This is a genomic window from Lysinibacillus cavernae (assembly GCF_009724685.1).
Classification (GTDB): Bacteria; Bacillota; Bacilli; order Bacillales_A; family Planococcaceae; genus Lysinibacillus; species Lysinibacillus cavernae.
In genome coordinates, this window is sequence record NZ_WMEF01000008.1 from 28,569 (window position 1) to 40,401 (window position 11,833).

The 11,833-nt window shown below is 37.9% G+C and carries 12 protein-coding genes; 6 read left to right on the forward strand and 6 right to left on the reverse strand.

Translation table 11 applies throughout. From position 1 onward, the window contains the following. From splB to GJU32_RS15425, 4 genes are all read left to right on the forward strand, one after another. Positions 1-1,029, forward strand: coding sequence for a spore photoproduct lyase (splB, locus tag GJU32_RS15415; RefSeq protein ID WP_155592849.1), 1,029 nt, complete (start codon positions 1-3; stop codon positions 1,027-1,029). A gap of 165 nt (positions 1,030-1,194) precedes the next feature. Further along, entirely contained in the window at positions 1,195-1,866 is a 672-nt protein-coding gene (locus GJU32_RS15420; protein ID WP_230875064.1) for an arginine deiminase family protein, read from the forward strand. 15 nt (positions 1,867-1,881) lie between these two features. Then, positions 1,882-2,130 (forward strand): arginine deiminase family protein, encoded by a 249-nt coding sequence (locus GJU32_RS23430; RefSeq protein WP_230875065.1) that lies wholly within the window; start codon positions 1,882-1,884, stop codon positions 2,128-2,130. Between the two features lie 15 nt (positions 2,131-2,145). Continuing rightward, positions 2,146-3,462, forward strand: coding sequence for an amino acid permease (locus tag GJU32_RS15425; RefSeq protein ID WP_155592850.1), 1,317 nt, complete (start codon positions 2,146-2,148; stop codon positions 3,460-3,462). A 6-nt stretch (positions 3,463-3,468) separates the two neighbouring features. Here the strand turns inward: GJU32_RS15425 and GJU32_RS15430 are convergent, their stop codons facing one another. After that, the gene (locus GJU32_RS15430) at positions 3,469-4,215 is read right to left on the reverse strand and encodes a YqcI/YcgG family protein (protein ID WP_155592851.1); all 747 of its coding nucleotides are present in this window, start codon (positions 4,213-4,215) and stop codon (positions 3,469-3,471) included. A gap of 239 nt (positions 4,216-4,454) precedes the next feature. Beyond that, the gene (locus GJU32_RS15435) at positions 4,455-4,892 is read right to left on the reverse strand and encodes a MarR family winged helix-turn-helix transcriptional regulator (protein ID WP_155592852.1); all 438 of its coding nucleotides are present in this window, start codon (positions 4,890-4,892) and stop codon (positions 4,455-4,457) included. A 119-nt stretch (positions 4,893-5,011) separates the two neighbouring features. On the opposite strand from GJU32_RS15435, the gene GJU32_RS15440 reads away from it, so the two are divergent. Next, entirely contained in the window at positions 5,012-5,599 is a 588-nt protein-coding gene (locus GJU32_RS15440; RefSeq protein WP_155592853.1) for an NAD(P)H-dependent oxidoreductase, read from the forward strand. A gap of 24 nt (positions 5,600-5,623) precedes the next feature. On the opposite strand, the gene GJU32_RS15445 is transcribed toward GJU32_RS15440, so the two are convergent. From GJU32_RS15445 to GJU32_RS15460, 4 genes are all read right to left on the reverse strand, one after another. Beyond that, positions 5,624-6,697 (reverse strand): sensor histidine kinase, encoded by a 1,074-nt coding sequence (locus GJU32_RS15445; RefSeq protein ID WP_155592854.1) that lies wholly within the window; start codon positions 6,695-6,697, stop codon positions 5,624-5,626. Continuing rightward, entirely contained in the window at positions 6,694-7,371 is a 678-nt protein-coding gene (locus GJU32_RS15450; RefSeq protein ID WP_155592855.1) for a response regulator transcription factor, read from the reverse strand. Before GJU32_RS15450 ends, GJU32_RS15445 begins: the two co-directional genes overlap by 4 nt. A 17-nt stretch (positions 7,372-7,388) precedes the next feature. After that, on the reverse strand, positions 7,389-9,143 hold the full coding sequence (locus tag GJU32_RS15455; protein ID WP_155592856.1) for an ABC transporter ATP-binding protein: 1,755 nt from the start codon (positions 9,141-9,143) through the stop codon (positions 7,389-7,391). 134 nt (positions 9,144-9,277) lie between these two features. Continuing rightward, entirely contained in the window at positions 9,278-10,996 is a 1,719-nt protein-coding gene (locus tag GJU32_RS15460) for a PucR family transcriptional regulator (RefSeq protein ID WP_155592857.1), read from the reverse strand. A 208-nt stretch (positions 10,997-11,204) separates the two neighbouring features. Between GJU32_RS15460 and GJU32_RS15465 the strand changes: the two genes are divergently transcribed. Then, the gene (locus tag GJU32_RS15465) at positions 11,205-11,822 is read left to right on the forward strand and encodes an ankyrin repeat domain-containing protein (RefSeq protein WP_230875067.1); all 618 of its coding nucleotides are present in this window, start codon (positions 11,205-11,207) and stop codon (positions 11,820-11,822) included. Positions 11,823-11,833: the final 11 nt, after the last annotated feature.

The window sequence follows — 11,833 nt, forward strand, 5'->3', positions numbered from 1 at the left end:
TTGATGAAGCCATTTATGCCTCAGCTCGTCTATTTTGAACCAGATGCACTCCAATATCCACTTGGTCAGGAGCTAAAAGCAAAATTTGAGCAATTGGGAATTGAAATTCGCTATACGACTTCACACAATCAAGTGAGAAATCTTCCAGGTGACAATGATTTCCAAAAGTATCGAGTAGCTAAATCGACACTAGTAGTAGGAATACGAAAAACGTTAAAGTTTGATACATCTAAGCCCTCAGCGGAATATGCCATTCCATTTGCGACAGGCTGTATGGGACATTGCCATTATTGTTATTTACAAACAACAATGGGCAGCAAACCTTATATTCGTACGTATGTGAATGTCGATGAAATTTTACAACAGGCCGATCATTACATGGCTGAACGAGCACCTGATTTTACCCGCTTTGAGGCATCTTGTACCTCCGATATTGTAGGGATAGATCATTTAACACATACATTGAAACGGGCGATTGAACATTTTGGACAAAGTGAGCTTGGTCAATTACGTTTTGTGACGAAATTTCATCACGTGGATCATTTATTGGATGCCAAGCATAATGGGAAGACAAGGTTTCGTTTTAGTGTTAATGCTGATTATGTCATTAAACATTTTGAGCCAGGTACATCTCCTTTAGTGAAGCGTATTGAGGCAGCGGGGAAAGTGGCAAGAGCTGGGTACCCACTTGGCTTTATCGTTGCTCCGATTTATCTTCATGATGGCTGGCAGGAAGGCTATTACAATATGTTTGAGCGATTGGATGCAGAATTGCCAAAGGATGTGCGAGATGATATTACGTTTGAGTTTATTCAGCACCGCTTTACAAAACCAGCCAAACGTGTGATTGAAAAAAACTATCCTATGACAAAGCTGGAACTTGACGAAACCGTGAGAAGGTATAAATGGGGGAAATATGGGATAGGTAAATACATTTATCAAAAGGAAGAAGAGGAAGATATTAAGGAGCACTTGTATGGCTATATGCAAAAATTTTTTCCTCAAGCGAAATTAGAATATTTTACGTAATGAGAGAGAGCCTTCGTCGTTCTCTCTAAATTTTTATTTGAGCTACATATGGTTCAACGAAATGACGATTCAATTCAAGGCATTGTCTTTAACTGTTCATATTGTATAATCCCCCTTTCAATGGTAACTCTAACAGAGAACGACAAGCAGAGGGGGAGAATAAAGATGGACTCATTTCAAGTAAATTGTTGGTCGGAACATGAGGAACTAAAGGTGGTAATGCTTTGTACACCTTCGATAGTAGATGTAACGAATTCAAAAATAGCCGAGCAGGTTGGGTGGAGTGAGCCTGTCAACCATCACAAGGCGATGGAAAACTTTATGGCATTGAAGACAACGCTCGAAAACGCTGGGGTAAGAGTGATAGATTATGCCGAAGAATTATTAAATGATCAGCAGCTGTTAAGTGAACAGCTCATTAATCGTTATTTTGTGCGCGATCTAGCCTGTGTTGTGGGCCAGCAAATTTTACCTGGTAATGCTGGAAGCTCGTTAAGACGCCCTGAGTATCCACATGCTCATGCTATTTTAGCCAAGTGGTTTCCTAAACAATTTATAAGCAATGCACAGCCTTGTAAATCACTTGAATGTGGGGATGTGATGCTATTAAATAAGGATGCAGTCCTCATGAATCTAGGGATGAGAACATCATTAGAGGCTGTCGAAAGCTTGAAGGAGCGCTTCTTTAAACAAGGATTTTCAGAAATTGCGGTCATTGATTTACCGAAGGGCAATGATACGCTTCATTTAGATATGAATTGTAATGTTGTGCATCATAACTTGATGATTGCTAAAAGCTTTGTGCGTTATTTTCCTGTACAGGTGTTCACAGCCTAAGGCAGTCATTTTGATATGCCAGAACCATTTTTAAAACGGCATGGCTTTGAGGTTTACTGGCTCGAAACCTATAAAACCATTCCAGACATTAACTTGATTAATCTTGATCCAGAAACTTTAGTAATCAGTAAGCAGGCGTCTAAACCGCAGTTATTGAAGCATCCGTTATTGCATAAAAAGAAACTACTGGAAGTAGACGTCACAGAGCTTGAAAAAGGTGGTGGAGGCATTCGGTGCATGACACTGCCTTTAGTAAGAAAGTAGTGAAGGGTTGATTACATGACATCAAATACAAGTAAGGGCAGGTTGTCTTGGTGGCAACTTTCGCTTCTAGGTATAGGCTGTACATTAGGAACAGGATTTTTTCTTGGGACAAGTATGGCTATTCATAAAAGTGGTCCCGCTGTTTTAATTCCTTTTTTATTAGCGGCCATTTGTACGTATATTGTTTATGATGCACTTGTCAAAATGTCTGTTGAGAATCCTGATAAAGGTTCATTTCGTACTTATGCTAAACAAGCATTTGGTAGGTGGGCGGGATTTAGTAATGGTTGGGTCTATTTAATTTCTGAGATTCTAATCATGGGAAGTCAGCTGATGGCACTCGGTATTTTTACGAAGTTTTGGTTTCCTGCATTGCCATTATGGGTTACAGCCTCCATCTATGCTGCTATAGGGCTAGTCGTGATCCTCACAGGAATGAAGGGTTTTGAAAACTTCCAAAACATCTTTGGGGCATTAAAGGCAGCAGCAATTGTGATGTTTATTATCGTAGCCGTTGTGATCATAATGAAAGGCTCGCAAGCCTCTACACTTGACTCACTATATACGAATTATGAAGCGTTTTTCTCACAAGGTATAAAAGGAATTTGGCTTGGTCTATTGTATGCCTTTTACGCTTATGGAGGTATTGAAGTAATGGGGTTAATGGTCATTGATTTAAAAAATCCAAAAGAAGCACCAAAAGCAGGAAGAATAATGTTAGTAGTTATCACCATCATTTTTTTAATGGCCATTGCACTTGCGTTAGCGCTTGTCTCTTGGAAAGACTTTACGATTAATGAAAGTCCCTTCATTACTGCCCTTCATGGTAATCACATTCCCTTTGTGGCGGATATTTTTAATGGCGTATTAATCATTGCTGGATTTTCAACAATGGTCGCGTCTCTCTATGCGGTTATTACGATTCTTATTACACTTGCAGAAGATCACGATGCACCAAAAATACTAGCGAAGAAAGGGAAGAGGAAAGTTCCTATTCCTGCCTTTATATTTTTAACTTGTGGCTTAGTCATAACAATTGTTATTGGCTTTCTCATGCCAGAAAAAATCTTTGAATATTTGATGACTGCAGCGGGTTTAATGTTGATCTATAACTGGCTCTTTATTTTAGTAACATATATGAAGCTTATGGAGTTATCCAAATGGGAGCATGTGAAAAATTGTTTGGGAATGCTGCTTATTGCTGTTACGGTATCTGGTACATTAGGAGAAAAAACAAGCAGACTCGGGTTTTTCGTGAGCCTGCTCTTTATTGTCCTAATAGGGATTGCGACCTGGATTGTTGTGAAAAGGCAAAGTAATAAGGAAGCCTAAAGGAAGTTATTTTTGTGACATCCGTAAGAACGGACATTTGGGCGGACTTTGATTATCATCGCTTAAAAAGTATTGCTTCCATTCATAACTATCTTCTTGTCCGTACCATTTTAAATCGGGATGCCCTGGGAGTGCATCATAATTGGCAATGCGTTGACGGATGAGCTTCTTTAATTTTCGCCCAAATGCAGTAGAGTCGTTCATTTCTTCAAAAATCCAGCGTGGTTGGATGGCCATGAGCAAAGTAGAAAAATGGCGACTCCTTCGCATTTTGTGAGCTGGCGTTGCACAGGAGATAAAATAGGGCTCTCCGTTAAAGCAAAACTCCCATTCATTGTGGGCAGGGTCAGTTGGTATTTCTTCAGGCCATTCGAGATCGTCGATTTTAGTTAAATGGTTGAGAATGGTCCAAAATAATTGCTGATAATCCTCGACTTTATAACTAGCTAGCATATCTTGAGGGCTATGAAAGAAAACGGTGAGTGTCGTATATTTACCAAAGGTTCGCGAGGATTCTGTGAATTCCTTTAAACATTGTGCTAGTTCATTAATGGATTGCTCCTTCCGTGGATCTTCGATAAAACTATAGCGCAAATGGTTCGATAAAAACCCCATTCTTGCAGGTACACACGGAAAGGTATTTTCTTCATCGGCAATCGTGGCGGCAAAATCCGTGTAGGCAGACTGTTGCCAAAATGGAAGTGTGTCCAAATGTTCCTCAATCCACTTCCTGTCAAATACTCCTACTTCCACTTGAGTCTCCTCCTTCTATACACCTTTATTCTATTAAAGAAAAAGCCAATGGGTTACGAAATCATCTTGAATATGTAAGGATACATTGATCGATTTTTAATCACTCGAAGGGTGGCATGAATGGTAGAGTCTTGCTTAATTTGGGTTGTCTTTAGCAAGGGGAGTGGCATATAAAATAATTACATTTGTTCAAAAATTACTGCTGCTTCAACGACATGGAACCATTGAAACAGCACATTTTAAATTTTTTGTTGAAAGACCTTTTGTTCAAGGATAAATAGGGCCTGTTGAATGTCCTTTATATCATCCTGTGTCGCATGTTGAATAAGCTGTAGAAAGCGTTCCTCGATGCATGCAAAGGCCTCCTCCATCATTTTATTTCCCTCAATGGACAAACGAATATACTGCTTTCTTCGGTCCTCTGTGTCACTAATTTTTTCAATCAGATTTCGTTCTTGTAATTTACGTAATTCACGACTTGTATTAGGTAAAGACATGTGCTGACAGTCACTTATTTCGGTCGGTGTGACGGGCTGGCTTACTTTAATATATTCAAGAATTTTATATTGAAGCGGAGTTATATTCGCAATGGTGACATTTTGTGTGAGATCATGTGTCACTTGATGGACAGTGGCTGTAAACGATACAAATTGATGAAATAAACTGCTTTTATCCAATCGGATCACCTCTTATTGTCAAGATACCAAATAACTTGTCTTAAAACAATTATCATTTGACAACAAAAAATGAATCGATTATTATTTAGTTATCAAATGATAAGTAATGGAGGCATAAAATGAAAACGTTAATTGTCTATACATATCCAAACCATAAGAGCTTAAATTATGCATTTTTACAGGAAGTAATGAAGGGGTGTCAAGAGAATCCTGCCATTGATGAGATACAGCTACTAGATTTATATGAAGAAGATTTCGATCCTCGTTTGATTTTCCATGAGCATAAACGACGTCGTGATATGTATCGTGATCAGAAATTGGAAAAATACCGACAGCAGCTTACATGGGCAGATCAACTTGTATTTGTTTATCCGATTTGGTGGGGGAGACCGCCAGCCATGCTATTAGGCTATATTGATCAATTGTTTGCGGCAAATTTTGCTTATCGAGATACTAAGGGGTTATTTCCAGAGGCACTCTTAAAAGGGAAATCGGTTGTCTGTGTGTCCACTATGAAGGGGCCAACGAATTATCCATTATTATGGTTGAATAATGCGCATAAAATCTTGATGAAGAGAGCATTGTTTAAGTTTGTTGGGATGAAAAAAGTGAAGTTTTTTGAGTTTGGTAACATGGAAAGTAAAAAGGGGAAACAGCAGCAAAAATTGAATAAAGTATATCAATATTTTAGAAAAGTAGCTTACTAATGACAATAACTCGTGCAGACGGTCTTAGTCGTTTGCACGAGTTTGAGTACTGTCGATGGGCAATGTAACCAAAAAGGCTGTAAATTCAGCTAGTTTGCTTTCAACAACAATGGTTCCCTTGTGCATATCAATGATTTTTTTGACGATGGCTAACCCTAATCCGCTACCACCATTTGCGGCTGTTCGCGATTGATCGGCCTTATAAAATCTTTCGAAAATATGCATTTGTTGTTCTTCTGTTAGGCCGATGCCAGTATCTTGAACAATGACGGTTACCGTATCTAGTTGCTTCTTCATGGACAAAGTGATGGACCCATTGTCAGTCGTAAATTTAATGCTATTCGTCAGCAAATTCATCCAAACTTGATTCATTAAATCCTCATCTGCTGTGATGCAAAAGCTGTCAAGCTGAAGATCAAAGTCCAGCTGTTTGGCTAACCAATTCGGTTCAAGCGCCAGTACAACATTGCGTATTTGTTTATCCAGTCGATAATTTTTTGGCTCGAATGGATGATGCTGTGATTCTAAGGAAGTTAGTTTGAGTAAGTTTTCACTGATTTTTGACAAGCGACTACTTTCTAATTCAATAATTTCTAAGTAATGTTGACGCTTTTCTTTAGGTAGATTGATATTTTTAAGTGCTTTTGCAAAACCATTAATAGACGTTAAGGGTGACTGGATTTCATGAGAGACGTTTGAAATGAACTCTTGACGCATTCTTTCAAGTTCACCTAATTCGATGGCCATGTGATTGATGCCATGTATTAATTGCCCGAATTGGTCTTCTTCATCTGCTTTCAAATCTAATTGTACATTAAAATCGCCTTTAGCCATACGACTCAATGCATCCACGATGGTATCCCAGTAGTTACGTTGTCGATTAAGGCCGATTAAAAATATAATCGCTGCGGAACAGGCAAAGAGCACAAATACACCAATGACTGTCCCTAATTGCAGCCAAAAACCATGAAGCTCTGTATCTAATCGACTGTAAAGCCATGTGGTCAAATGATAGGAAATAAAAGCAAAAACGGTATTAGCAATGAGAAAGAGGCAGAAGACCATTACCAACTTAAAAAAGAATCTTCTTTGTCTCATGAAGCTAGTTCCAAGCGGTAGCCAAGACCACGAATAGTGCGGATAACAAAGCCACTCATTTCTTGTGGAAAACGCTCGCGGATTCTCTTAATATGAACATCGACTGTTCGTTCATCTCCCTCATAATCATAGCCCCAAATTTCTTCGATTAAGTGCTCTCGTGAAAAGGTTTTGCCAACATAGCTTGCTAGCGTAAATAATAGCTCAAACTCCTTCAAACGAAGAAGGATGGGCTCATCATTCATATCAACCTCATGCGTATGGCGATTAAGTTTGACATTACCAGCTTCTACAACCTGAGAGAGGGAAATATGATATCTTTTTAAAATCGACTTAACACGAACAATTAGCTCGGCAGGCTCAAATGGCTTTACGAGATAATCATCTGTCCCTAGATGAAAGCCCTTGACCTTTTGAGAGGTTTCTCCTTTTGCAGTGAGCATGAGGATAGGGATATTTGTATCGAATGAACGTATTTCCTCACATAATGTCCAGCCATCCATGTTTGGCATCATAATGTCCATCACAACCATATCTACTTTTTCAGATGTTAATTGGGACAGTGCATCGACACCGTCCGTAGCTTCCATAACCTCTAGACCTTCATTTTGTAGAAATACTTTTACTAATTCTCGAATATGGGCATCATCATCTACCACTAATAGTTTGGTCATCTAAACAATTCCCTTCGTTAGATCTCTTTTATTCGTAATTGCTGCATGGCAAACTCACGATACATGGCATGCGTCTCAAAGAGTGTTTCGTGTGTGCCACAACCTGTAATATGTCCTTTTTCTACAAATAGTATTTGATCGGCATCAACTACCGTTGATAGGCGGTGAGCAATCACTAATGTAGTGCGACCTTGCATTAAATTATCTAACGCTTTTTGTACATAAATTTCTGACTTACTATCTAAACTTGATGTAGCTTCATCCAGCATTAATATTTGCGGGTTCCGTAATAGCGCTCTTGCAATGGAAATACGCTGACGTTGGCCTCCTGAAAGCTTGATGCCTCTTTCGCCTACTTCTGTGTCAAACTTATCTGAAAGCTCGTTAATAAATTGATCAGCATAAGCCATTTTAGCCACTCTTTCAAGTTCATCATCCTGCACTTCACGGTCAACACCATAGCAAATATTTTCTCGAATCGTTCCTGACAGCAGAGCACTTTCTTGAGCCACATAGCCGATTTGACTGCGCCATGAGTGAAGTGAAAATGTCTCGATTGGCGTTTCTCCTAGCGTAATACTACCGCTAGTTGGTTGGTAGTATCGTTCTAATAGAGAAAATGTGGTTGTTTTACCGCCACCGCTTGGACCTACAATGGCCGTTACTTTGCCTGGCTCTATTGTGAAGTTGATATCGGATAAAATCGGTTCTTCGCCATATGAAAAGTCAACATTTTTAACATAAATCGGCTGATCTATTTTTTCAACAGTGAAGCCTTCTTCAATATGCTCCTCTTCATGCTCAAGTAATGCACTAATACGTTCAGTGGCACCCATTGCTTTTTGAAGTTGAGTAAAGAACATTGTCAATTGTGTCATCGGCATGATGATTTGGATTAAATATAAAATAAATGCCACCATATCACCAGCTGTCAGTTCACCAGAGGAAACACGGACGCCACCATAGCCAATAATAGCGACCAGAACAGACATGAGAACGAATGAAATTAATGGTGAAATAAGCGCATGGATTTTTGCTTCTTTTAAGCCGAAGTTAAAGAGATTCGTAATGCCTTTTTTCCCACGCTCATATTCAACTTGCTCAGCATTAGAAGCCTTTACTAATCGTGTTTCAGGTAATACTTGATTTAATACAGATGTAAATTTTGCAGTCTCATCTTGCATACCCTTTGAAATCACAAACATGCGTTTACCGAGTAGCATTAAGATAACCATAGCCAATGGTACTGCAATTAGCATCACTAACGTCATTTTCCAATCTAAGAATAAGAGAATGATAATGGAACCGATGATGGAAATAACACCCGATAAACAGTTTGCTAGATGCTCAGTAATGAGCTCCTTCACGACAGCTGTATCATTTGTTACACGACTCAATGTTTCACCAGTATCGTTTTCATCATAATAGGGGATTGGTAAATGCAGCAGCTTGCGCCAAAGTTGATCCCGTAATTTTGCCACCACATGGTGACCCACACGATTTAAATAATAGATAGATAATCCACTAGCTATTGCTTGAGCGATAAAGGCAATACCAAGCAAAATGATTTGCCAATAATTAAGCGATTCTAATGAAAAGCCGTCCACTAACTGTTTTGTAAATAATGGGACGATAAAACCTACGCCCGTTGTTGCTAAACTCATAATTAAAGCTATAACTAGGAGCCAAATAGGTGGTTCAGCTCGCTTTACTAATTGTACAAAGCGTCGCCAGTCTGGTTTTTTAGTCGTATCTTTTGATGTCTCTTGCAAAGAAATAAGCCTCCTTCAATATCGTCAAACAACGTATGTCGTTCCTATGGTTTTTACTATAGCATGTGTTTATGAACTGAATATGAAATGAAATAAAAGGTGATGAGCAAATCAACATCACCTTCTAAATAGGACTAGTCTGCAAACTCATCATGATATAAAGATTTGCCGAGCAAGCGATAAATTCTTAAAGCTAATTGGATTTGTAAAAGTTCCTCATAGCCTTTTAAATCGGTCTTTAAAATCTCTTTAATTTTTTCGATACGGTAGATTAATGTATTGCGGTGAATAAACATTTCCTTGGCTGTTTCACTAATATTCATATGATTAATAAAATAATTTTCTAATGTAAGTAGGTAGCTCGTCCCGTGTAAAAGATCATGCTCAAAAACAGATCCTAAGCTTTCTAAGAAAAAGTTTTTTAATTGCACCTCGTTAATATTAGAATCCAAAAAATGATAAATGGAGTGATCCGCAAAATGAGCCACTGCTCCACGCTTCTCGAATCGTTGCATCAAGCGTAGTGCCTCGTGAGCTTCTGAAAAGCTTTTATGAACGAAACGAATATGTTTATACTCTTTCCCAATGCCAATTAAAAAGGAAGTATGACTATTATGCTGTACTAAAAATTGTAGAATATTATCTGCGTATTGTTTTGTTTCATTGATGGTCATATCTTGTTTATTGTCCTGTTGTCCCACTAACACGATGATTTGATTGTTTCGATAGAGACAAGTAATTTCACCATTAATAGTACTTGAATGTTCATAAATTAAGGTCACACATTTTTTGGCTATCTTATCCGATTCGTATTTTCTAGAAATTAAATCAAGATGGTCATTAAGACTATCGTGGGTTATAGAAATCACAATACAATAATATTTATAATTGATATTTAAACCATGAAGGTCACAAAGTGTTTGTAGCGTTTCACTGGATGTGATTTTGCCAGTCAATAGATCATCAAAAAACTCTTGTTTAATTTTTAAACGTACTCCCTCTATTTCCTTCTGTTTAATCCTTTCTAATGCCACAATCGTGGAGGCTTGCTCCAAAACAATAAAGTCAAACTCATTCAAATCACGAACAGTTTGCCAAATAACAATATAGCCGTAAATGTAATTAGCTACTGCTACCGGGAGAATTCTACATTTCACAGCTAAATCCTCTAAATGATAGATTCTTGTAATCGATTTTTGCATTTCATTGAGATCATTAGGAATGGAATCGATAAATTCCTTTGAAAACGTTGGACGATTCTTCTTTAGATTGATTCCATAGGCAAGAGGCACTGGATTTGTAGCTAAATCTGTATAATGCAATAAATTCCAATCATTATCTAAAAAGATAATTGGGTTATTAATCGTCTCAGCCAACATCGAGGAAATGGATTCAATGCCTCCTCCTTCAAGCGCAACCTTGAACAATGTATTATGCATATCCAAAGATTTTCTATTTAATAAATCATAGCGTCCAGACGCCTTTTCGTTGATGATCGAGATGACCTTAGACAAGGTGTAATTATAAGGTAACTCTATTAAGGGCAATCCATGTTGATTGGCAATATCGATCATGTTTTGAGGCGTTTTTTGTAAATAACGTCTCATTTTAATAACAAGGCCAGCACAATTTATTTTAGAGATTTCTTGAATGATTTTATTTTGTAATGCTTCATCGTCTTGGAAAATATAACCTGTTGTTAATAACAATTCATTCGGTGTCAGCCAATCAAATGCATCAGGATTTTCAATAATGTTCACAAGTGCTATTTCATTGTGAATCCCTCGTTCTCCCGCAACAATTTTAATGCCTTCAAGCGCTTTTATTTCTAATATATCTTTGATTGTTAGCAAATGATTTCACTCCTTTGCCATAATCTTATCACAAAACATTGTACATATTGCCTAAATCATCTTTATTCTTTTTGGTTTTGCTAAACAATGATATATACGGCATAAAGGAATAGAATAAAGCATGTAAGACGGGAATGTGAAAATAATAACATTCTCGCGGTTCACTTTTGTTTAGATAAAATGAACAATAGGTCGTGAAAATGGAGGTATGAAGAAATTGGAAGATACAACGATTGTGTCAGAATTTTTAGCTGCTGCTGAAGTAGGGAATATTGACGCTTTGCAAGGTTTTTTACAGCAAGGTGTGGATATTAACTCTCGAAATAAGCGCAAGCGTACAGCAATTTTGCTTGCTGCAATGAATGATCAATTAGAAACCGTAAAATTTCTAATTCAAGAAGGGGCAGATGTTGACCTTCAAGATCAAATTTGTTTAAACCCATTTTTGTTTGGATGTATTAACGGGAAGTTAGAACTTGTGAAAATTATGCTTCAAGCAGGCACAGATTTAGAACGTTTAACGCGCTTTGGTGGCGTAGGTGTTCATCCAGCAAGTGAGAAGGGATTTGTAGAAGTAGTTCGCGAACTTGTAACGACAACAGATATTAATGTTAACCATACGAATATTTGTGGTTGGACACCATTAATTGAAGCAATTCTTCTGAATGATGGCGGAGAAAAGCAACAAGAAATTGTTCGTCTTTTAGTTGAACATGGTGCAGACACACAATTAGTGGATCAATATGGCGTGACTCCATTAGCAATGGCTAGAGAAAAAGGATTCACTGAAATTGAAAAAATTCTACTAAAGGCAGGGGCAAAATAGTAGTACTCCTA